Origin of the sequence: Pseudomonas putida, assembly GCF_002906855.1 — a bacterium.
Lineage (GTDB): Bacteria > Pseudomonadota > Gammaproteobacteria > Pseudomonadales > Pseudomonadaceae > Aquipseudomonas > Aquipseudomonas putida_N.
This window is the reverse complement of the sequence record NZ_MINI01000048.1, coordinates 654,425-675,875: the sequence shown is the minus strand read 5'-3', so window position 1 is coordinate 675,875 and position 21,451 is coordinate 654,425. Positions and strand designations below refer to the sequence as shown.

General features: G+C 63.2%; 23 protein-coding genes and 1 tRNA gene. 14 read left to right on the top strand and 10 right to left on the bottom strand.

What is annotated here, in order from left to right:
• Positions 1–22: 22 nt before the first annotated feature.
• Positions 23–511 carry a DUF3015 domain-containing protein gene (locus tag BGP85_RS25875; protein ID WP_054887210.1) on the bottom strand — a complete coding sequence of 163 codons (489 nt, stop codon included), beginning with the start codon at positions 509–511 and terminating at the stop codon, positions 23–25.
• A 253-nt stretch (positions 512–764) separates the two neighbouring features.
• Here BGP85_RS25875 and BGP85_RS25870 point away from each other — a divergent pair, with 253 nt between their 5' ends.
• The 5 genes from BGP85_RS25870 (at position 765) to BGP85_RS25850 (ending at position 5,468) form a co-directional block, all read left to right on the top strand.
• A complete protein-coding gene (locus BGP85_RS25870) occupies positions 765–3,203 on the top strand; it encodes a Lon protease family protein (RefSeq protein ID WP_103445752.1) in 2,439 nt (812 codons plus the stop codon).
• Between the two features lie 162 nt (positions 3,204–3,365).
• Positions 3,366–3,704, top strand: coding sequence for a PA4575 family protein (locus BGP85_RS25865; protein WP_103445751.1), 339 nt, complete (start codon positions 3,366–3,368; stop codon positions 3,702–3,704).
• A 108-nt stretch (positions 3,705–3,812) separates the two neighbouring features.
• Entirely contained in the window at positions 3,813–4,301 is a 489-nt protein-coding gene (locus BGP85_RS25860) for a TIGR00645 family protein (RefSeq protein WP_003247486.1), read from the top strand.
• A gap of 158 nt (positions 4,302–4,459) precedes the next feature.
• A complete protein-coding gene (locus BGP85_RS25855; protein ID WP_103445750.1) occupies positions 4,460–4,765 on the top strand; it encodes a DUF6482 family protein in 306 nt (101 codons plus the stop codon).
• Between the two features lie 85 nt (positions 4,766–4,850).
• A complete protein-coding gene (locus BGP85_RS25850; RefSeq protein ID WP_103445749.1) occupies positions 4,851–5,468 on the top strand; it encodes an FKBP-type peptidyl-prolyl cis-trans isomerase in 618 nt (205 codons plus the stop codon).
• Between the two features lie 129 nt (positions 5,469–5,597).
• Here the strand turns inward: BGP85_RS25850 and BGP85_RS25845 are convergent, their stop codons facing one another.
• The 3 genes from BGP85_RS25845 to BGP85_RS25835 all read right to left on the bottom strand — a co-directional run bounded on the left by BGP85_RS25845 (position 5,598) and on the right by BGP85_RS25835 (position 7,400).
• Positions 5,598–5,843, bottom strand: a complete 246-nt coding sequence (locus BGP85_RS25845) for a PA4570 family protein (RefSeq protein WP_060512530.1) — start codon at positions 5,841–5,843, stop codon at positions 5,598–5,600.
• 81 nt (positions 5,844–5,924) lie between these two features.
• Positions 5,925–6,266, bottom strand: a complete 342-nt coding sequence (locus BGP85_RS25840; RefSeq protein WP_103445748.1) for a zinc ribbon domain-containing protein YjdM — start codon at positions 6,264–6,266, stop codon at positions 5,925–5,927.
• 165 nt (positions 6,267–6,431) lie between these two features.
• A complete protein-coding gene (locus tag BGP85_RS25835; RefSeq protein WP_103445747.1) occupies positions 6,432–7,400 on the bottom strand; it encodes a polyprenyl synthetase family protein in 969 nt (322 codons plus the stop codon).
• Positions 7,401–7,644: 244 nt separating this feature from the next.
• Between BGP85_RS25835 and rplU the strand changes: the two genes are divergently transcribed.
• The 5 genes from rplU to BGP85_RS25810 all read left to right on the top strand — a co-directional run bounded on the left by rplU (position 7,645) and on the right by BGP85_RS25810 (position 11,335).
• Positions 7,645–7,959, top strand: coding sequence for a 50S ribosomal protein L21 (gene rplU, locus BGP85_RS25830; RefSeq protein WP_003247466.1), 315 nt, complete (start codon positions 7,645–7,647; stop codon positions 7,957–7,959).
• A gap of 38 nt (positions 7,960–7,997) precedes the next feature.
• Complete coding sequence (gene rpmA, locus BGP85_RS25825) at positions 7,998–8,255, top strand: 50S ribosomal protein L27 (protein ID WP_003247464.1); 258 nt, start codon at positions 7,998–8,000, stop codon at positions 8,253–8,255.
• Positions 8,256–8,443: 188 nt separating this feature from the next.
• Entirely contained in the window at positions 8,444–9,673 is a 1,230-nt protein-coding gene (gene cgtA, locus BGP85_RS25820) for an Obg family GTPase CgtA (RefSeq protein WP_103445746.1), read from the top strand.
• An 85-nt stretch (positions 9,674–9,758) separates the two neighbouring features.
• Positions 9,759–10,877, top strand: a complete 1,119-nt coding sequence (gene proB / locus BGP85_RS25815; RefSeq protein WP_103445745.1) for a glutamate 5-kinase — start codon at positions 9,759–9,761, stop codon at positions 10,875–10,877.
• 17 nt (positions 10,878–10,894) lie between these two features.
• Positions 10,895–11,335 (top strand): CreA family protein, encoded by a 441-nt coding sequence (locus tag BGP85_RS25810; RefSeq protein WP_181004451.1) that lies wholly within the window; start codon positions 10,895–10,897, stop codon positions 11,333–11,335.
• Positions 11,336–11,451: 116 nt separating this feature from the next.
• On the opposite strand, the gene mksF is transcribed toward BGP85_RS25810, so the two are convergent.
• From mksF to mksB, 3 genes are read right to left on the bottom strand one after another with little or no spacing between them, the layout of a single operon-like run.
• The gene (gene mksF, locus BGP85_RS25805; RefSeq protein ID WP_103445743.1) at positions 11,452–14,283 is read right to left on the bottom strand and encodes an Mks condensin complex protein MksF; all 2,832 of its coding nucleotides are present in this window, start codon (positions 14,281–14,283) and stop codon (positions 11,452–11,454) included.
• Positions 14,280–14,987 (bottom strand): Mks condensin complex protein MksE, encoded by a 708-nt coding sequence (gene mksE, locus BGP85_RS25800; RefSeq protein WP_103445742.1) that lies wholly within the window; start codon positions 14,985–14,987, stop codon positions 14,280–14,282. The genes mksF and mksE overlap by 4 nt, the downstream gene beginning before the upstream one ends.
• The gene (gene mksB, locus BGP85_RS25795; RefSeq protein WP_103445741.1) at positions 14,977–16,254 is read right to left on the bottom strand and encodes an Mks condensin complex protein MksB; all 1,278 of its coding nucleotides are present in this window, start codon (positions 16,252–16,254) and stop codon (positions 14,977–14,979) included. The genes mksE and mksB overlap by 11 nt, the downstream gene beginning before the upstream one ends.
• A 219-nt stretch (positions 16,255–16,473) precedes the next feature.
• Here mksB and BGP85_RS25790 point away from each other — a divergent pair, with 219 nt between their 5' ends.
• The gene (locus BGP85_RS25790; protein ID WP_103445740.1) at positions 16,474–17,262 is read left to right on the top strand and encodes an energy transducer TonB; all 789 of its coding nucleotides are present in this window, start codon (positions 16,474–16,476) and stop codon (positions 17,260–17,262) included.
• Positions 17,259–17,714 carry a ribosomal protein S18-alanine N-acetyltransferase gene (gene rimI / locus BGP85_RS25785; protein ID WP_060512520.1) on the top strand — a complete coding sequence of 152 codons (456 nt, stop codon included), beginning with the start codon at positions 17,259–17,261 and terminating at the stop codon, positions 17,712–17,714. Before BGP85_RS25790 ends, rimI begins: the two co-directional genes overlap by 4 nt.
• Positions 17,715–17,834: 120 nt before the next feature.
• Here the strand turns inward: rimI and BGP85_RS25780 are convergent, their stop codons facing one another.
• On the bottom strand, positions 17,835–18,992 hold the full coding sequence (locus BGP85_RS25780) for a hypothetical protein (RefSeq protein ID WP_103445739.1): 1,158 nt from the start codon (positions 18,990–18,992) through the stop codon (positions 17,835–17,837).
• A 67-nt stretch (positions 18,993–19,059) separates the two neighbouring features.
• Here BGP85_RS25780 and BGP85_RS25775 point away from each other — a divergent pair, with 67 nt between their 5' ends.
• Positions 19,060–19,644: a D-Ala-D-Ala carboxypeptidase family metallohydrolase gene (locus BGP85_RS25775; protein ID WP_103445738.1), complete on the top strand. Its 585-nt coding sequence runs from the start codon at positions 19,060–19,062 to the stop codon at positions 19,642–19,644.
• Here BGP85_RS25775 and BGP85_RS25770 read toward each other — a convergent pair.
• Entirely contained in the window at positions 19,584–20,498 is a 915-nt protein-coding gene (locus tag BGP85_RS25770; protein ID WP_103445737.1) for a LysR substrate-binding domain-containing protein, read from the bottom strand. The two genes, BGP85_RS25775 and BGP85_RS25770, sit on opposite strands and share 61 nt — an antisense overlap.
• A gap of 157 nt (positions 20,499–20,655) precedes the next feature.
• On the opposite strand from BGP85_RS25770, the gene BGP85_RS25765 reads away from it, so the two are divergent.
• Positions 20,656–21,267, top strand: a complete 612-nt coding sequence (locus BGP85_RS25765; RefSeq protein ID WP_103445736.1) for a LysE family translocator — start codon at positions 20,656–20,658, stop codon at positions 21,265–21,267.
• A 65-nt stretch (positions 21,268–21,332) separates the two neighbouring features.
• Here BGP85_RS25765 and BGP85_RS25760 read toward each other — a convergent pair.
• A tRNA-Met gene (locus BGP85_RS25760) sits at positions 21,333–21,409 on the bottom strand.
• Between the last annotated feature and the right edge of the window lie 42 nt (positions 21,410–21,451).

Here is a 21,451-nt window from a genome sequence, read left to right as displayed (position 1 = left end):
GCCGGGGCGGGAGCAGCTGCACTCAGGCCTCGGTGGCGTATTTGGCCAGGCGTGGGTCGTTCTTCAGAACGGCCAGGGTGTTGCTGTGGACAGTTTCGGCAGTCACGTCGGCGCTGCTGAAGATCTGGTTGAAGTGCTGGTGGGTGACCGAGGCGAAGTAGCCGCGATCTTCCGGCGCAACGCCGAGGACCACGGCGTAGGTGGTCAGGGCTTCGCCCTGGCCCATGGCCATGTCTTCGGACAGCTCGTTCATCATGCCATTCATGGCAAACCAGGATTTGCCGCCGTAGGTCAGCGAAGCTTTGGTCGAGCAGCCGTTGGTGCCCGAGGTCATGCCGAAGGTGGCGTTACCGGAGGTACCATTGGTAGTGGAGGCCAGGAAGTGCGCTGGCGTACCGCGCTGGCCTTCGAACAGCATGTTGCCCCAGCCGCAGTTCGGGCCGCCCGGCGCTTCGGCGAGGGCGTTGAGCGAGACCACGGTGAACAGAGTACCCAGAAGAATCCGTTTCATAGCATTGTTCTCTTTGTCTTAACCAAGGGTCAGGGTTGTCTGGCAACGCGGTTGCCAGGTCGGGGAAGCATTTCACCCACCCCGCGCAGCTTGGAGTTTAGGCATGTTCTAAAGGTTGCGTCGTTGATTGCGAAAAATTTGCTTGGACATGACAGCGTCTCGGCTGCGACATAAAGTCCTGTGGAGCCTTGCAAGGCGCGCGCGGGCAGCGCCAGAATGCTGCGTATCTGCCCCGCCGAAGTAAGGAAACCCAATGCCCGATCCTGTCGCTGCGCGCCTGCGTCTCGCGCCTGAAGCCCTGACCCGGCGTTTCTCACCCGAGCAGTTTGCCTTTACCAATACCGACGATCTGGAGCCGTTTCGCGGAGTCCTGGGCCAGGAGCGTGCTGTCGAGGCCCTGCAGTTCGGCGTGGCCATGCCGCGCCCTGGTTACAACGTGTATGTGATGGGCGAGCCGGGCACCGGCCGCTTCTCGTTCGTCAAACGCTACCTCAAGGCCGAGGGCAAGCGCCAGCAGACCCCGTCCGACTGGCTCTACGTCAACCACTTCGACGACACCCGCGAGCCCCGCGCACTGGAGCTGCCTTCTGGCAGCGCGGCCGAGTTCATCAGCGACATGGGCGGGTTGATCGACAACCTGCTGTCGACTTTCCCGGCGGTGTTCGAGCACCCGTCGTACCAGCAGAAGAAGGGCGCCATCGACCGCGCCTTCAACCAGCGTTATGACCGTGCGCTGGATGTGATCGAGCGCGCCTCGCTGGAAAAGGACGTGGCCCTGTACCGCGATGCCAGCAACGTCGCCTTCACTCCGATGGCCGACGGCAAGGCGCTGGACGAAGCCGAATTCGCCCAGCTGCCCGAAGAGGTCCGCGAACAGTTCCACGATGACATCGCCCTGCTTGAGGAGCGCCTCAACGAGGAGCTGGCCAGCCTGCCGCAATGGAAACGCGAGTCGAACAACCAGCTGCGCCAGCTCAATGAAGAGACCATCACCCTGGCCCTGCAGCCGCTGCTGGCGCCGCTGTCGGAAAAGTACGCCGAGAACGCCGCCGTCTGCGCCTACCTGCAGTCCGTGCAGCTGAACCTGCTGCGTACCGTGGTCGAGCAGCTGGTTGAAGACAGCAAGACCGACGCCGCTGCGCGCAAGCTGCTCGAAGAGCAGTACGCGCCGAGCCTGGTGGTTGGCCACCACGCTGACGGTGGCGCGCCGGTGGTGTTCGAGCCGCACCCGACCTACGACAACCTGTTCGGCCGCATCGAATACAGCACCGACCAGGGTGCGTTGTACACCTCGTACCGTCAGTTGCGCCCGGGCGCGCTGCACCGCGCCAATGGCGGCTTCCTGATTCTCGAAGCCGAGAAGATGCTGGGCGAGCCATTCGTCTGGGACGCCCTCAAGCGCGCCCTGCAGTCGCGCAAGCTGAAGATGGAGTCGCCGCTGGGCGAGCTGGGCCGTGTCGCCACGGTCAGCCTGACACCGCAGATGATTCCGCTGAACATCAAACTGGTGATCATCGGTTCGCGCCAGCTGTATTACGCGCTGCAAGACCACGATTCGGACTTCCAGGAGATGTTCCGCGTGCTGGTCGACTTCGACGAAGACATGCCGATGGTCGACGAAAACCTTGAGCAGTTCGCCCAGCTGCTGCGCACCCGCACCAACGAAGAAGGCATGGCGCCGCTGACCAGCGATGCCGTGGCGCGCCTGGCCACCTACAGCGCCCGCCTGGCGGAAAACCAGTCGCGCCTGTCGGCACGCATCGGTGACCTGTTCCAGCTGGTCAGCGAGGCTGATTTCATCCGTCAGCTGGCCAGCGACGAGATGACCGATGCCGGGCACATCGAGCGTGCGCTCAAGGCCAAGGCCACCCGCACCGGGCGTGTATCGCAGCGGGTGCTCGACGACATGCTCGCCGGCATCATCCTGATCGACAGCGAAGGCGCGGCCATCGGCAAGTGCAACGGCCTGACCGTGCTGGAAGTCGGTGACTCGGCGTTCGGCATGCCGGCGCGCATTTCCGCCACCGTCTACCCGGGCGGCAGTGGCATCGTCGACATCGAGCGCGAGGTCAACCTCGGCCAGCCGATCCACTCCAAAGGGGTGATGATCCTCACCGGGTACCTGGGCAGCCGCTATGCCCAGGAATTCCCCCTGGCGATTTCCGCGAGCATCGCCCTGGAGCAGTCCTACGGCTATGTCGATGGCGATAGTGCCTCGCTGGGTGAGGCGTGCACGCTGATCTCGGCCTTGTCGCGCACGCCGCTCAAGCAGTGCTTCGCCATCACCGGTTCGATCAACCAGTTCGGTGAAGTGCAGGCGGTGGGCGGGGTCAACGAGAAGATCGAAGGCTTCTTCCGCCTCTGCGAGGCGCGTGGCCTGACCGGCGAGCAGGGGGTGATCATCCCGCGTGCCAACGTCGCCACACTGATGCTCGACGAGCGCGTGCTGCAGGCGGTGGAGAACGGCATGTTCCACGTCTATGCGGTGAGCCAGGCTGACGAGGCGCTGAGCCTGCTGGTGGGCGAGGACGCGGGCGAACTCAACGATGAAGGCGTCTTTACCGAAGGCAGCGTCAATGCCCGGGTGGTCGAGCGCCTGCGCGAGATTGCCGAGATGATCAGCGAGGAAGAAATCGAGAAAGCGGAAAAGGAACGCCTGGAAGAGGTGATTGCCCAGGCCAAGCCGGCCTGAGTCAATAAATCGGCGCTGGCGGCCATGTGCTACCGTTCAGCGCCGGTTTTCCATCTTTTTGTACTGTTCTTCTATGCTGGAACTTATGGACGGTATCAGGGTTCAGGATGGAAACAGCCTGGGTTTTCAGGCTGAACAGGGCTCATTGGAGGGGACGCGGCCATGCGCAACCTCAGCCTTACTCGCCAGTGCCTGGGCCTGGTGACCCGCATTGAATGCAGCATCCGCCCACTGGCCGGTGACAACGGCATGTGGACCTTGCTGTTCGCCGCCGGCATGGCCGGTGAGCAACCCTCGGCGATCAAGGCCCAAGGGCCGTTCCATGGGCCGATTGTGGCCGAATCCGTGCTCAATGCCATTGTCGACAGCTTGACCCTGCATGGGTATCAGGTGGCCGACGATCCGCAGATCTGGTGCCTGCACCTGCAGGCACAGCTGCGGCGGATCAACGGCGAACGCTGCCGGAACCTGGGGGATTACCAGTTCCACCCTGAAACCTGAGCATACACACTGAGCAGTGCGGCATCTGGCCGCAGGCTTTTGCTGTCACAGGTGGCTGGCTATACTCGCGGCCGATTTTCCAGTCACCTGACGAGTCCCAAACCCTCCATGGAACGTATTCTCGAAAACGCGATGTATGCCTCGCGCTGGCTGCTCGCACCCATCTACTTCGGCCTGTCCCTCGGCCTGCTGGCCCTGGCGCTGAAGTTCTTCCAGGAAGTTGTCCACGTCCTGCCCAACGTCTTCGCCCTCAGTGAAGCCGACCTGATCCTGGTCATCCTGTCGCTGATCGACATGTCGCTGGTGGGCGGCCTGCTGGTGATGGTGATGATTTCCGGCTACGAAAACTTCGTGTCGCAGCTGGACATCGACGAGAGCAAGGAAAAGCTCAACTGGCTGGGCAAGATGGACTCTTCCTCGCTAAAGATGAAGGTAGCCGCTTCGATCGTGGCGATTTCTTCCATCCACCTGCTGCGGGTGTTCATGGATGCGCAGAACATCTCCACCGACTACCTGATGTGGTACGTGATCATCCACATGACCTTCGTGGTTTCGGCCTTCTGCATGGGCTACCTGGACAAGCTGACCAAGCACTGAGTCCGGTCAGGCCTCTTCGCAAGCCCTGTGGGAGCGGGCATGCCCGCGAAGAGGCCGCCGCGGTCCAACTGACGAGCGGCTGCAGTAATGTCTTGTGCAATCCCCCGATCCGTACAAAAAATGAGCACTCATGCGTGGTTCCCAAAGCGAGGTGTCTCATGAACCTGCATCAGCTCAACTCCGAGGCCAGGGCCGGCCATGTCGACGAACTGAACCTGATTGCCATCGAAGGTGGCGACTACCTGATCGAGGCCCGGGTCAAAGGCCATCCCCATCCCCTGTCCGATACCCGCGGTGAGCGCTTGCGCGTGCACTCGGTGGAGGATGCGCGCAAGTTGCTGCAGACCATTCCGATGGTGTCGATGAACCTCGTGCACTGGTCGGTGCAGGACGAAATGTGCGGCATGGGCACGCACCCGGAAGAAGACCTGAAGGTGCCGATTTCCCAGCGCTCGGCCTGGTAGCTGCTCGCGCCGCCCCAGTGTGCTAGGCTGCTCGCCCTTTTTATCAAGGGCGCGGCTGCACTGCGCCCTGCAGTGGAGCACGACAATGTCCGAACTCAACCTTTCCACCGACGAAACGCGCGTCAGCTACGGCATCGGCCGTCAACTGGGCGGCCAGCTGCGCGACAACCCGCCACCAGGCGTGAGCCTGGAAGCCATCCTGGCCGGCTTGACCGACGCTTTCAGCGGCGCCGAGAGCCGTGTCAGCGAAGCTGACCTGTCGGCCAGCTTCAAGGTTATCCGTGAGCTGATGCAAGCCGAAGCTGCTGCCAAGGCTGAAGCCGCCGCTGCCGCTGGCAAGGAATTCCTGGTCGAAAACGCCAAGCGTGAAGGCATCACTACCCTGGCTTCGGGCCTGCAGTTCGAAGTGCTGACCGCAGGTGAAGGCGCCAAGCCGACCCGCGAAAGCAACGTGCGCACCCACTACCACGGCACCCTGATCGACGGCACTGTGTTCGACAGCTCCTACGATCGTGGCCAGCCGGCTGAATTCCCGGTTGGCGGCGTGATCGCTGGCTGGACCGAAGCCCTGCAGCTGATGAACGCCGGCAGCAAATGGCGCCTGTACGTGCCGAGCGAGCTGGCCTATGGCGCGCAAGGCGTTGGCAGCATCCCGCCGCACAGCACCCTGGTGTTCGACGTCGAGCTGCTCGACGTTCTGTAATGCCTTTGGGGCCGCTTTGCGGCCCATTCGCGGGACAAGCCCGCTCCTACAGGATCTACGCCAACTTCAAAGGCTGCGCAGATCCTGTAGGAGCGGGCTTGCTCCGCGAAGAGGCCGGCCTGGCCAGCCTCAGTTCCAGTCTGTTCCCCCTGGGCGCAAGGCCCGTGCATAGCAGAACAGAAACAGGTTCCGCACCAGCTCCTTGAGCACCACCGGCTCACTCGAATTCAGCCCGTACAGATCCAGGTCACCCTGGTCGCGCAGCTCGTCCAGTGCTTCTTCTTCGAGCACTGCGCACACCTCACCGGTTTCCCGATGGAGGATGCGCAGATAGGGGTGGGGGCGGTCCAGCCAGGCGTCGATCAGATAAGTCATGGCTATTCTCCTTGGAAAACATTTCCAATGAGAATAATTCTTATTATCGGAATAGCAAGCACCAATTGGCAGAATTTGTAATCAGACCTTACGCACGAATTCCGACTTCAGCTTCATGGCGCCGATGCCGTCAATCTTGCAGTCGATGTCGTGGTCGCCATCGCAAAGGCGGATGTTCTTGACCTTGGTACCGACCTTGACCACCAGCGAAGAGCCCTTGACCTTGAGGTCCTTGATCACGGTTACGGTGTCGCCATCCTGCAGGATGTTGCCGACCGAATCCTTCTTCACCACGTCATCGCTGGCCGCTTCGGCTTCACCGCTGGCAGACCACTCGTGGGCGCACTCGGGGCAAATCAGCTGGGTGCCATCCTCGTAGGTGTATTCGGAGTTGCATTTGGGGCAGGGTGGCAGCGTGCTCACTTCGGTTCCTTAATCAGACAGGCGGTTAAAGGCTCATATTGTATAAGGTTTTGCGGGTGAAGTGTTCCGTCCGCACAAAAGCTTCGCGGGGCAAGCCCGCTCCTACAGGGTGAGGTGTCTACCTGTAGAAGCGGGCTTGCCCCGCGAAGAAGATGTCTCGGTCTGTCAGTGAGTGCGCGCGACCGCAAACTCGCTCAGTTCGACCAGCGCATCGCGGTACTCACTGGCTGGCAGCACTTCCAGGCATCCGATGGCACGCTTGACGTAGTCACGCGCCAGCTCGGCGGTGTACTTCAGTGCGCCAGAGGCGTTGACGGCCTCGCGAATCTGCTCCAGGTCTTCCAGGCCACCCTTCTGGATCGCCTTGCGCACCAGTGCCGCCTGCTCTGGCGTACCTTCACGCATGGTGTAGATCAGCGGCAGGGTCGGCTTGCCTTCGGCCAGGTCGTCGCCGACGTTCTTGCCCAGGGCCTCGGCATCGCCTTCGTAGTCGAGCAGGTCGTCGACCAGTTGGAAGGCTACGCCCAGGTGGTCACCGAAGGTGCGCAGGGCTTCGCGCTGCGCTTCGCTGGCTCCGGCCAGTGCCGCGGCGCTGTGGGTCGAGGCTTCGAACAGCATGGCGGTCTTGCCGCGGATGACGTCCATGTAGACCTCTTCGGTGGTGCTGGCGTCGCGTACTCGCGACAGTTGCAGCACTTCGCCTTCGGCGATCACCCGGGTGGCCTTGGACAGGATCTGCATGACCGGCATCGAGCCCAGCTCGACCATCATCTCGAACGAACGCGAATAGAGGAAGTCGCCCACCAGCACGCTCGGCGCGTTGCCCCACAGGGCGTTGGCGGTGGAACGGCCACGGCGCATGCCGGACATGTCGACCACGTCATCGTGCAGCAGGGTGGCGGTGTGCAGGAACTCGATGGTCGCGGCCAGCAGGCGCAGGTCGGCGCCTTCACGGCCCAGGGCCTTGCCGCACAGCAGCACCAGCAGCGGACGCAGGCGCTTGCCACCGGCGGACGTGATATAGTCGCCGATCTTCGATACCAGCGGCACGCGCGAGGTCAGCTGCTTCTTGATGATCTCGTCGACGGCGCTGAAATCGTCAGCTACCGCGCGGTAGAAGGTTTGGGGTTGCATCGGCTGCTCCAGTGAGGTTGCGCGGCATGCTAGGTCGCGGGTCCCGGTGTGTCAAGGCGCGGTGCCCGCTGGCCGGGGGCGGGACTTGCAAGCAAAAGCGGGGTTGCGTACAATCGCGCACCCTAACTTCCTGGGCAGCACCTGCCTTACGCAATTGCACAGGGCCGTTCCAGCCCCATGCAGCCATGCCAGCCAATACTTATCTTATAAAGCGCTGGGTGAGCAGGATTATCGGAGAAATACCATGTCTTACGCAGTAATCGTTACCGGCGGCAAGCAGTACAAAGTCGCTGAAGGTGAATTCCTCAAGATCGAAAAACTGGAAGTCGCCACTGGCGAATCCGTGACCTTCGATCGCGTCCTGCTGGTTGCCAACGGTGAAGAAGTCACCATCGGCGCACCAGTCGTCGCTGGCGCTAAAGTGGTTGCCGAAGTCGTTTCGCAAGGCCGTCACGACAAGGTTCGCATCATCAAGTTCCGTCGTCGTAAGCACCACATGAAGCGTATGGGCCACCGCCAGTGGTTCACCGAGATCAAAATCACCGGTATCCAGGCTTAATCGCCTCGGTCCCCTGAATTTATTTGGAGAATTGAACCATGGCTCACAAGAAGGCTGGTGGTAGTACTCGTAACGGTCGCGACTCAGAATCGAAACGCCTTGGCGTGAAGATGTATGGCGGCCAGGTTATCAAGCCGGGCAACATCATCGTCCGTCAGCGCGGCACCGAATTCCACGCTGGCTACGGCGTTGGCATGGGCAAGGATCACACCTTGTTCGCCAAGATCGAAGGCGTGATCAAGTTCGAGAAGAAAGGCGAGTTCATGCGCCGTTACGTGAGCATCGTCGCCGCCTAATCGCGACGTCGCTCCAGAAGCCCCGTCATGCGACGGGGCTTTTTCGTTTGTGGTGAGCCTCTTGCAAAGCTGTTTGTATGGGCTGCCGGCGTGGGTTTCTACGGTCGTACGGGGCCGCCGCGCTCATTTTTGCAAGAGCCTCAGGTTTTTCAGTATTCAACTCGCCCGCAGGCGAGAGGCGGTTTTCAATGAAGTTTGTTGACGAAGTATCCATTCGGGTCAAAGCCGGTGACGGTGGTAACGGTTGCATGAGCTTCCGCCGCGAGAAGTTCATCGAGAACGGCGGCCCTAACGGCGGTGACGGTGGTGATGGTGGTTCGGTGTACATGGTTGCCGACGAAAACCTCAACACCCTGGTCGACTACCGCTACACCCGTCACCACGAAGCCCAGCGCGGCGCCAACGGTGGCAGCACCGACTGCACCGGCAAGAAGGGTGAAGACCTGTTCCTGCGCGTGCCGGTCGGCACCACCGTGATCGACGCCTCGACCCAGGAAGTGATCGGCGACCTGATCACTCCGGGCCAGAAGCTGATGGTCGCCCAGGGCGGCTGGCACGGCCTGGGTAACACCCGCTTCAAGTCCAGCACCAACCGTGCGCCGCGCCAGACCACCCCAGGCAAGCCGGGTGACCAGCGCGACCTGAAGATGGAAATGAAGGTATTGGCCGATGTTGGCCTGCTGGGCCTGCCGAACGCTGGCAAGAGCACCTTCATTCGTTCGGTCTCGGCTGCCAAGCCGAAAGTCGCCGACTATCCGTTCACCACCCTGGTGCCGAACCTGGGCGTGGTCAGCGTCGACCGCTGGAAGAGCTTCGTCATCGCCGACATCCCCGGCCTGATCGAAGGCGCGTCCGACGGTGCCGGCCTGGGCATCCGCTTCCTCAAGCACCTGGCGCGTACCCGCGTGCTGCTGCACCTGGTCGACATCGCGCCGCTGGACGAAAGCAGCCCGGCCGATGCCGCCGAAGTGATCGTCAATGAGCTGACCCGCTTCAGCCCGTCGCTGGCCGAGCGCGAGCGCTGGCTGGTGCTGAACAAGTCGGACATGGTCATGGACGACGAGCGCGATGAGCGCGTGCAGGAAGTGATCGACCGCCTGGAATGGGAAGGCCCGGTCTACGTGATCTCGGCCATCTCCAAGCAGGGCACCGACAAGCTCAGCCACGACCTGATGCGCTACCTCGAAGACCGCGCCGACCGCCTGGCCAACGACCCGGCCTACGCCGCAGAACTGGCCGACCTCGACCAGCGCATCGAAGACGAAGCCCGTGCCCAGCTGCAGGCCCTGGACGACGCCCGTACCCTGCGTCGCACCGGGGTCAAGAGCGTGCACGACATCGGCGACGACGACGATGGCTGGGATGATGATTTCGAGGACGACGAAGACGGCCCGGAAATCATTTACGTGCGCGACTGATCGGTTGCAGTACACTGAACGCCGCTCTCAGGAGCGGCGTTTTTGTATCCACGGTATCTACAGATTCGACATAGGTTGGAAGAAGATGCGAAGCAAGGTGACGGGCGCCAAGCGCTGGGTCGTGAAGATTGGCAGTGCCCTGCTGACCGCCGATGGCAAGGGCCTCGACCGCGGCGCCATGGCCGTATGGGTCGAGCAGATGGTCGCGCTGCGTGAAGCAGGCGTGGAGTTGGTACTGGTCTCCTCTGGGGCCGTGGCTGCCGGCATGAGCCAGCTGGGCTGGACTTCCCGACCGAGTGCGATGAACGAGTTGCAGGCGGCTGCCTCGATCGGCCAGATGCGCCTGGTTCAGGCCTGGGAAACGAGCTTCGGCGAGCACGGCAAGCACACCGCGCAGATCCTCCTGACCCACGACGACCTGTCCGACCGCAAGCGTTACCTGAATGCCCGCAGCACCCTGCGTACCCTGGTTGACCTGGGCGTGGTGCCGGTGATCAACGAGAACGACACCGTGGTCACCGACGAGATCCGCTTCGGCGACAACGACACCTTGGCCGCGCTGGTGGCCAACCTGGTGGAAGCCGACCTGCTGGTGATCCTCACCGACCGCGACGGCATGTTCGATGCCGACCCGCGCAACAACCCCGAAGCCCAGCTGATCTACGAAGCCCGCGCCGACGACCCGTCGCTCGACGCCGTTGCCGGTGGTACCGGCGGTGCCCTGGGCCGTGGCGGCATGCAGACCAAGCTGCGCGCCGCGCGCCTGGCAGCCCGCTCTGGCGCCCACACGATCATCATTGGGGGCCGCATCGAGCGCGTGCTGGACCGCCTGAAGGGCGGTGAGCGCCTGGGCACGCTGCTGTCGCCCGAGCGTGGCATGCTGGCGGCACGCAAGCAGTGGCTGGCTGGCCATCTGCAGACCCGTGGCACCCTGGTGCTCGACGCGGGCGCCGTGCAGGCGCTGCGTGAGGCGAACAAGAGCCTGCTGCCGGTCGGCGTGAAGACCGTGCAAGGCAGCTTCCGCCGTGGCGAGATGGTGGTCTGCGTCGGCCCGGATGGCGTCGAGGTGGCCCGTGGCCTGGCCAACTACAGCGCGCTGGAAGCGCAGAAGATCATCGGCCAGCCTTCCGATCAGATCGAGGCCGTGCTGGGCTACATCGCCGAGCCGGAGCTGGTGCACCGCGACAACCTGGTGCTGGTATGAAGCTGCTCAAGCGGGCGATGGCCCTGGCCGTCTTCGCCCTGCCAATGCTGGCCGGGGCCGAAGAGATTGGCCAGGTGTCCACCGTGTTCAAGTTCCTCGGGCCGAACGATCGCATCGTGGTCGAGGCCTTTGACGACCCTAAGGTCGAGGGTGTGACCTGCTACCTGTCGCGGGCCAAGACTGGCGGTGTGAAGGGTGGTTTGGGGTTGGCGGAAGATCGGGCGGAGGCTTCGATTGCCTGCCGTCAGGTCGGGCCGATCAGCTTCAAGGGTGACTTGAAGGACGGTGAGGAGGTGTTCAAGGAGCGCACCTCGCTGGTGTTCAAGACCATGCAGGTGGTGCGCTTCCTCGACAAGAAGCGCAATACGCTGGTGTATCTGGTGTATAGCGACCGCATGATCGAAGGCAGCCCGCAGAATGCGGTGACTGCGATTCCGATTCTGCCTTGGGCTCACTGATAGCCTGGTAGACCGCCGGGAGGCCTTCGCGGGTCAAGCCCGTTCCTGCAGGGGTATGCGATCCCTTGTAGGAGCGGGCTTGTCCCGCGAAGGGCCGCAAAGCGGCCCGAACTACCTCAGGCCAACTCTTCGGCCTGATCCTCACGCACAATCGCTTTCACTTCATCCAGCCGGCTGATGTACTTCCAGTCCGCCTCGTCGATGTAGATGCCATTAGGCCCGCTGCCACCTTCCAGGTCGATCGCCACGCGCGCCGACACCTGCGGCTTCACGCTCGCCAGAATCGGTACGAAGCCCAGCTGCAGGCTGGTCTCCAGCAGTGCCGCCTGGTTGCGTTCGTCGATGTCCGCCGCTTCGTCGAGGTAGTACGGCAGGCGAATGCGCCCGGCCAGGTCACGGTCCATCAGGTGCAGCAACAAGTACATGTTGGTCAGCGCCTTGATGGTCATGGTGGTGCCGTTGGACGCCGCGCCGTCGATGTCGGCGTGGATGATCGGCTGGCCGTTGACCTTGGTGATCTCGAACGCCAGCTCGAACAGGTCCTTCAGGCCCAGCTGGTTGTGGTTGGCCGCCACCAGCCGTGCCAGGTACTCCTTGGCCTCTTCGTTCTTGTTGTCCTGCTCGGCACTCTGGGTCAGGTCGAACACCGACAGGGTCTCGCCTTCCTCGTACTGGCCGGCGCTGTGGATGATCTGGTCAATGTGCTTGAGCGCTTCCTTGTTCGGCGCCAGCACCACGCGGAAGCTCTCCAGGTTGGACACCTGGCGCTTGTTGATCTCGCGGTTGAACAGGGCCAGTTGGTGCTCGAGGCTGTCGTAGTCGCTGCGGATGTTGCGCAGGGTCCTGGCGATGTCGGTGACCGCAGCGCGGCGCGCCTTGGCCAGGGTCAGGGCTTCGTCGGTGCGGTGCGCGTAGGCGTTGACCAGCAGCTGCAGGCGGCGCTCCATGTCGTCTTCGCTGTCGAACTTGGCCACGCCCTTGAGGCGCACCTGGGCGTACAGCGCCTCGATCTGGTTGTCGACGCGTTGCAGGGCCTGCCAGCTGTCCTGGTAGTCGTTGAGCATCGGCAGCAGGTTGTCCATGGAGTCGTCGACCGCTTCCATGAACGGCGTACCGTAGGGCAGGTCGGCCGGTAGCAGCTGGCGACGGCGCAGGGCGTCTTCCAGGGTGCGCTGCTTGGCTTCGAGGTCGCCGATCTGGCGGCCGACCAGCTGCAGCTTGGCCGACAGCTGCTGGACGCGCTCGGTGAAGGCGTCGCTGGAGCGCTTGAGCTCATCCTGGGCGGCTTCCAGCTGTGCCAGTTGCTCCATCTTCTCCGGCTCTTCGGCGCTCAGGGTTTCGCTGCGACGGAAGTCTTCAAGGGCCTTCTGGGCGTCCAGCACTTCCTGATACAGGGCTTCTGTCTGCGCCTTGGAGGCGGTGCGGTCGGCGGCGACCTGCTGCTGGGTCTTGAGCTGCTTCAGCTCCTTCTCAAGACGCTCCTTCTGGTCGCGCAGGGCTGCGCGGTCGGCCAGGGCCTGCAGGGCCGGCGGGTCGATGTTGGAGATGTCGATGGAAAGGCCTGGGGCCTCGAAGCGCTCGCCCTTGAAGCCGTCGAGCACCGCCTCCAGGGATTTCACCCACAGGTCGCTATCATCCAGCTCGATGCCGCGGTCGCCCAGCGGCAGGCTGAACAGCGCGCCGTTGAACAGGCGCATCAGGCGGTCCACGTCCTGCTGCGAGAATTCTTCGCGCAGGCGGGCGTAGCTGTTGTTGTCGGCGTGATCGAGCTGCTGCTTGACCTGCTTCAGGCGTTTTTCCAGGTCGCGCACGCGTTCGTCGAGGTCTTCGGCGCTGAACTGGCGCGACTGCGCCAGGGCGCCGGCCAGTTCGTCGTGGGCGTCCTTGGCGGCCAGCAGGCCCTGCTCCAGCACCTTGACGTCATCGACCAGGGCAAAGCGGTGCTTGAGCACCGACAGCTCGCCGAGCCAGCGCTGGATACCGGTGATTTCACGTTCCAGGCGCATCAGCTCCTGGGTGCCGCCACGCTGGTCGTTCTGCAGGCGGTCCTGCTCGCCACGGAAGTGCTCGGCCTGGATCACCAGCTCTTCCTTGCGCGCCATGGCGTATTCCTGCCAGGTGCCCAGCAGGTTGTCGAGCAGCGGCGAGAGACGGTGCAGCTTGCCGCGCAGGATGTCGCGCTGGGCCACGCCGCCGGCCAGGGCCTCGACCAGCGGTCCGGCTGCGACCAGGGCGTTGTAGTCCTGCTCCATTCGGCGCACGTCGCGGAAGGCTTCTTCGCAGGCGGCGATGTAGTCGACGCTGCCCGAGCGCAGGCTGTGCTCGAAGGCATCGAGGAACAGCTGCTTGAGTTTGGCAGCGGTGATCTCGCGCATGTGCAGCAGGTTGATGAACAGCGCACGGAAGGTTTTCAGGCTCTGTTCGCTGGTCGAGCGCAGCGGGATCAGGGTCAGGTCCAGCGGGCACGAGGTGTGGCCGCCGACCAGCAGCCGGCGCAGTTCATCGGGCTTGAGCTCATAGGCCTTCAGGCCCAGGCGCTCAAGGTTGGTGAACAGCTCTTTCTGGCGCAGGCAGGTGTCGTTCTTCTGGTAGTGGGCCAGGTCCAGCTCGCCCTTGTAGGCGAAGAACTGGTGGCCGAAACCGCCGCCCGGGCCGCGACCGACCACGCCGATCACGTGCGTGCCGTGGGGCAGGTTCAGTTCGCAGAGGATGTACGAGGTGTCGCTGGCGAAGTAGAAGCGGCGCGACTGCTCCAGGCTGTACTTGCCGAAGCTCATGTCGGACATGCGCGCCAGGATCGGGAACTGCAGGGCGTTGATCGACGCCGATTTACCCAGGTTGTTGGCACCGTACACCGACAGTGGGTGCTCCAGCGGGAACAGGCCGAGGCTGTAGCCAGCGGTGTTGAGCAGTGCGAAGCGGCGGATGCCGTAGCGTTCCTGGCTCATGCGTCAATCTCCTGTTGCTCTTCGCGGATGGCCCGGGCCAGGGCGTCCTCTTCGCTTTCCTCGCTGTCGAACGGGGTGAGGTCGAGCGGGTCGTCGGTGCGGTTGAGTTGTTCTGGCGTCTCTTCCACGACCAGTACCGGGACTGGCAGCGGCAGGTCACTGTGCAGTGTGGCGGCCAGGTCGCGGTCCTGTTGCACCGACAGGCACACGTCGAGGAAGCGGTGCATCGGCGGCAGGAAGCGGTAGATGCCGCCTTCTTCATGGGCAAAGCCGAGCTGGGTCATGCGGCGCATGATCTTTTCTTCCAGCTCGTCGACGGTCTGCACTTCGGCCTGCAGGAACAGGTCGCGGTACTTGTCCAGTAGCGAGGGCAGCTCGTCGCGGCCGATGCTGCCGCCATCGAGCACGGCCATCGGGTCGCGACCCTGGTCGGCCAGGTGCTCGACGATGATGAAGGTGAACAGCGACAGGCGCTGGGCGGTCTTGTTGACCTGCGCGGCGGCCTGCTCGGGGACGAAGTAGTAGAAGCCGCGGGTGTCGCACACCAGCTCGAAGCCCAGGGCCTTGAACAGGGTGCGGTACTGGTCCTGGAAGTTCGACAGCTGGGCGTACATTTCAGGGTCGCGGCGGCTGACGTGAAAGCCCTTGAACAGCTCGCGGAAGATCGGCGCGAGCTGGGACAGTTCGGAAAGATCAAGATGCATTGGCTGGGCTCGCGTTGGTTTCAGGTTGCGCTTCGCGGCTGGACGTCAGGGCGTACGAGCGCAGGCTGACCAGGTGTTCGTGGGTGGTGTACTCGCGCCGTTCCAGGCGTTCGCGCTTGAAGCGCTTCTCTCGCGACAGGCGCGAGAACCAGTACAACAGTTCGTCAGTGGCGCCTTCGGGCTCCTGGTCCAGCAGCCAGACCATGAGGTCTGGCAGCGGCAGGGCGTCTTCGCAGCGCTCGAGCATCTCTTTGACCGTGCGTGGTGCACGCGGCAGCGGGCCCTGCTGAGTCTTGTGCGCCTTGGGGAACTTGGCCGGCTTCGGCTCGAAGCGGGCCAAGGCATAGACGTAGGCCTCGACCTGGCTGGCACTGCCGAGGAAGGTGCTCTGCGGGCGGGTGAACAGCGGCATGGCCGCTTGCGGCACGGCGTCGATGCCTTTGCGCCGGATCACCGACAGCGCCAGCGCCGCACCGCGGGTCACGGCGTTGTGCCGGCGCGCTTCTTCACGCAGCGGCAGCAGCAGTTCGCGGGCGTGGCGCAGGGTCAGTTGGGCGCTGGTCTGCATTTCCAGGATGCGCGCGTGGGTGCGCAGCAGCATGTCGTCATCGACCAGGTGGCCCAGGCGAGCTTGCTCTCCGAGTAGTTTGAGCAGCACAGTCTCGACCTTGCGCACGCCCTGTTCGAAGGCGCCGTCAGCGTTGACCAGCTGGATCATCGGTTCGACGTATTCGTCCCAGGTCGCCAGCACTTCAGCATACCGCTGGCGCAGCGGGATCTGGCGATTGCTGGTCTTGGCCCGTTCGGCCACGGCGACCAGTGCCTGCTCGTCGTTGTCGAGCTTCTTGAGTACGTCGCGCACGCGCATGTCGAGCAGGCGCAGTTGGCGCGCCAGGTCGTCGCTGTCGCGGTTTTCAAAGGCGTCCTGGATGTGCCCGGCCAGGCGCTCCAGATGGCGCAGGTAGGCCTCGATCTCCAGGCACAGACCCAGCCGGTGTTCCCGGCGCAGATAGGCGAGGAAGTCGTGAATCTGGGCGTTGAGCTCGAAACGGTTCGGGCTTTTCGCCACGGGCACCAGGATATCCAGGCGGATCCATACATCGAGCAGCTGGGTGATGTCCTGCGGCGTGCTTTCGACCTGCTGGCGCCCTATGTGCTGGCGCAGTTCGACCAGGCTCAGGGTGCCTTGGTCAAAACGCTCACACAGTGGCTCGATCAGAGCCCAGTGTTCAGCTAGGGCGCGCAGGACGCGCTTTGGTTCGATCATTGGCGTCTACTCGTTGCCAAGTAAAAAAGGGGCGATTGTACTTCATCCGAGGGGGAGGATTTCACCCCTTGGTCTGTAATGTGAGATAACCTTGGCGCTTGTAGGGGATTCACTGGCTCGTTTGCAGGGCGCAGGCAGCAAATTTCCGCCGACCAGGTGCAGCACTGCCCGGCCAACAACGTTAGAATGTGCGACGTTTCGAACCCCGGACCCCGAGCCTTGCTGACCGAACCCCGCCGCCGCGCCTACCTTTCCGCCATGCAAGTGGTGCATTGGCTGCCGCGCGCCGAACTGCCGTTCGCCGCACCTTCGCGCCCCGAGCTGCTGTTGCCGCAAGCGCCGGTAGAGCAAGTCGACTTCGAGGTTCGGCCATCCGCCCCAGCGTCCAGCGAGGCCCTGGCCGCGCCCCAGGCGCGCTCCAGCGAGCGCCCGAAAATCGAGATTCCGCGTCCCGGCAGCACGCCCAAGGTCGCTGCCAAGCCAGTCGAAGCCGAGGAAGAGGCCCCCGCGCCGCGTCCGGCCCCGGTACCGCCACCGCGCTTCTCGTTGCAGTTGCTGCGTGCCGGCAGCTGCCTGTTGCTGGTCGAACTGGCAACCGGTCAGCCTTTCCAGAGTCGCGACCCCTCCTATCTGCTGCTCAAGGACATGCTGCGTGCTGCCGGCCTGCCCGACGCGCCGCAGATCATCGGCGAGCCCGTGCGCTGGCCGCTGCTGGTGCGCGGCAACATGGACCAGGGCCCGGATGCTGCACGCGACTTCGTCCAGGGCTTCATCCAGGCGCGCCTGGAAGAAACCCCCTGCAGCGTGCTGTGGCTCATCGGCTTGCCGGCCATGCGGTTCGCGGCCAGCGCCGACGATACAGCCTATTACCAAGTACTGAAGGTCGACGGCCTGGGCGATGCCTGGGCCTTGCCGGGCCTTGAACTGTTGATGGACGAGCCGCAGCGCAAGGCGGACGTCTGGCAAGCGATGCGCCAGCTGATGGCGCGCTGGAAGAGCGTTGAATGAGTGACTCGATCAGCTTCCGCCCGATGACCGAGGCGGATCTGGATGCCGTGCTTAAGATCGAATATGCCGCGTTCAGTCATCCCTGGACCCGCGGGATCTTTCAGGATGCGCTCAAATCCTACGAAGTGTGGCTGATGTTCGATGGCCAGCAACAAGTGGGGCATGGGGTGATCAATGTGATCATTGATGAGGCGCACCTGCTCAACATTACCGTCAAGCCCGAGAACCAGGGCTGTGGGCTGGGGCTGAAGCTGCTTGAGCACCTGATGGCGCGGGCCTATCAGCTTAATGGCCGTGAGTGCTTCCTTGAGGTGCGGGCCAGCAACCAGTCGGCCTATCGCTTGTACGAGCGTTACGGTTTCAATGAAATCGGCCGTCGCCGCGATTACTACCCGGTTGCCGGTGGGCGTGAAGATGCGTTGGTGATGGCTTGTACGCTGCTTGAGGACTGAGTAAACCTGTACCGGCCTCTTCGCGGGGCAAGCCCGCTCCTACAGCGATCGCCTCAGATTTGAAGGCCGGTGTTGAACCTGTAGGAACGGGCTTGTCCCGCGAAAGGGCCTGCAAGTCGCTCAAAGCTCTCGCGGCATTACCTCGACCGGCTTGCGCAGGTCCCGCAGGCTTCTGGTCATCTCCCCGGTATTGCACTTCGCCGCCGCCTGTTCCGGCGTGTAATTGCGCACGGTGCGGAAGAACAGCTCACAGGTCTGCTTCTTCTGTGTCACCTGCCACTTGGTAGAGCAGGCTTCCAGGGTCATCTTCGGTTCGGCCCCAGGGTTACGCCCCATCCCCGCCTGCCAGCAGGCCGCAGTCAAGTCCTGCCCCATCATCTTCAGCCCCGCCGCATCGGCTGCATCCTGATCGCCGCCATGGCTGTCCTTGTTCGCCGCGTACCAGATCGCACTCGGGTGGTTGGCGCCAAGCACCGGTACCTGGGCGCCCGCTTGCGGGCTGATGCTGACCAGGCCCAGCACATTCACCTGTGGCCCGTACTGTTGCTTGATCCAGCTGCGCACCGGTGCGCCGAAGGCGACCATGGGCAAGGGTTTGGCGGTGTTCTGCAGGGTCATCTCCTTGACCATGCGCAGCTGGTAGTCCTTGAAGTAGCCGTAGGTACCGGTCAGGGCATCGCCCGCACTGGCCGGGGCGGCGATCGGGGCGATGTCGATGATGGTCTGGTAGGCCGGGGTCTGGCTGGCGTCGACGCCGTTGAAGGTCAGCAGTTCGGCCCAGCGGTCGGTGGTATTGGAGCGCAGGTAGTCCTGGGCCTGGGTCAGCGAATAGTCTGGCGGGAAGTGCAGCAGCTCGATGCTGCGACGGTTCTGCAAGGCCATGCCCAGCGGCAGGAACAGGTACCAGTCGTAGGACCATTTGCCGTCCTTGCTCAGCTGGGTGGCACCGTTGTAGGCCAGCTCGCCACTGTCGAGCAGCTTGCGCAGGGGTTCGGCATAGTTGGCGGGCACTTCGCTGATGGTGGCATGCAGCCGGTCGTGCTCGCGGCTGACGTGCACCTGGGCGTTGGCATGGCCGTCACGGCGTACGCTTTGGGTCAGGTAGTGCTCCACGGTCTGCTCCAGCGTCCAGTCGCGGTAGCAGATCACGTGGCAATTGTTGGGGAAGGCGAACAGGCGGGTGACGCGCTGGGCATCGCCCAGGTCGATGCGTGCGTCGGCCAGGGCCAGGCCGCTGAAGGCGAGGGCGGCGAGGCTCGGTAAGGCAGTCTTGTGCATGCTTAACTCCTTGTCAGTGGCCTCCCGGGTTGGCGGCCGTGCTCATACTGAGGCAGGGAGCGTGGGGATGAGAAGAGCAAGCGGGCTGCTGCTGGCTGCAGGTGTGCTGTGGAGCACAATGGCACTGGCGGACGAGCGCGACGTGTGGATGTTCGCGCAGTGGGCGGGTGACCACCAGGCCCGGCCGTTTCGCGAGATGCTGGTGGATGCGCGTCTGTATGGAGTTGTGCCTATCCATCAGCTGCTGCGTTCGGCGTCGGACTGGAAGTTGTGTCATGCCTCGCCGTTTGCGGTACCGCCGGCCAGCAACTGGCCGGCGGTGCGTTCCACGTTGTCGTTGCTCAATACCCTCGACGGGCAAGGCATCTTGCGCCAGTTTGAAGTGGTGTCGGCCTATCGCAGCCCCGAGCTCAATCACTGCGCGGGCGGCGCCGTGGGCAGCGCCCATACCCACGCCTTTGCGGTCGATATCCTGCTGCCGGCCTGGGCCGACCCCAATCCACTTTGCCGCTTCTGGCAGCAGCATGGCCAGGCCTGGAACATGGGCTTGGGGCGCTACCCGAGCGGGCGCATCCACATCGATACTGCGGGTTATCGCACCTGGGGTGGTGATGGCGGTTCAAGCTCGTCGTTCTGCAGCAAGCCCAGGTGAGTGAGGCAGGCCTGGCATTCACTCATCACCCATTCGGCAAAGCGTTGGCGCTTGTCACCATCGCTCAGTGGCTGCGGGCTGAGCAGGTAATAGCCAGAGCCATCGCGCAGGAAGCCGAACGGGGCGCGCAACTGGCCGCTGTCGAGTTCGTCACGCACCATCAATGCCGAGGCGATGGCCAGGCCCAGGCCGGCGCTGGCGGCCTGTAGCGATAGGTAGAAGTGTTCGAAGTCGCTGCGTTCGCTGTGGGTTGCCTGCCGTTCACTCAGACGCAGCCAGGTGGGCCAGGCGTTGGGGCGGGTGCTGCTGTGCAGCAGGCGTTGGCCGTCCAGGTTGTCGCTGTTGGTGCGGCTGACCGGGCCAATCCACTCATCGCAGATTTTCATGCTGTGCAGCGCCGGTGGCCAATGGAAGTCATCCCGGCGTAGTGCCAGGTCGACCCCGCTCCGGGCAAAGTCCACCGGCCCGCCGGCAGCCACCAGATGCAGTTGCAGGTCCGGGTGCGCGGCATGGAAGCGTGGCAGGCGCGGGATCAGCCAGCGCATGGCGATGGTCGGCTCGCAGGACAGCACCAGTACGTTGTCGCGTTCCTGCTGTTGCAGGCGCTGCACAGAGCCTTCGAGCTGTTCGAAGATCGCCTGGGTGGTGCCGTGCAATGCCCGGCCAGCGGGTGTGAGGAAGATTGCCCGGTTGCGCCGTTCGAACAGTTCGATGCCCAGGCTTTCCTCGAGCAGGCGTACCTGGCGGCTGACGGCGCCGTGGGTGACATGCAGGCGCTCGGCGGCACGGACGAAGCTTTCGGTTTCGGCGGCGATGTCGAAGTAACGGAAGGCGGTGAGGGCTGGCAGTTTCATGGGGGTCCCTGTTTGCCCGCGAAGAAGCCGGAGCGGGTTTAGATATCTGTCAGGAAAACTATCAGATCTGCTTCACTTTAAATCGTTTTTTCCCCGCCAGGCAGCTCTCGATAATAGGTGTATCTGTGCTTTCTCATCGTCTATCGAGGCATTTCCCTTGACCGAACTCATTGCTGTCGCTCTGTTCACCCTCCTGGCCGTCATCAGCCCTGGCGCCGACTTCGCCCTGGTCACTCGCAGCAGTTACGCTCAGGGCCGCAAGGCCGGACTGGCTGCTGCGGTGGGGATCGCCTTGGGCGTCCAGGTGCATGTGCTGTACACGGTACTGGGGATCGCCGTGATCATCAGTCAGAGCCCGGTGCTATTCCTGGCCATGAAAGTGCTCGGTGCGGGCTATCTGATCTACCTGGGCTACCAGTTATTGACCAATACAAGCCGTATCAGCCTGGAAGGGGAGGTGGCACAATCCGGCGTGCTGGCAGCGTTGCGCACAGGCTTCATGACCAATGCCCTCAACCCCAAGACCATGCTCTTCGTCGTCAGTGCCTACACTCAGGTGGTGCGGCCGGGCAGTTCATTGGGCGTGGATTTCGCCTACGGGGCATTCATGTCGTTCGCTCACTGGGCCTGGTTCAGCCTTGTGGCGTTGTTCTTTTCCCGTGCGGGGTTGCGTGCGCTGATGATCGCAAGGCAGCAGCTGGTCGATCGGGTAATCGGCTTGGCGCTGATCGGCCTGGGACTGGCCGTGGCGGTCGCCGGGATGCGTTGATAGGGCGGGATTTTTTTGCAGGCAAAGAAAAAGGGCCTACCTTGCGGTAAGCCCTTTTACTTGTTTGGTGGCTACACAGGGACTTGAACCCCGGACCCCAGCATTATGAATGCTATGCTCTAACCAACTGAGCTATGTAGCCGATGGGGCGCATTATTCCCTTGTGATGGGCCTGTGTCAACAC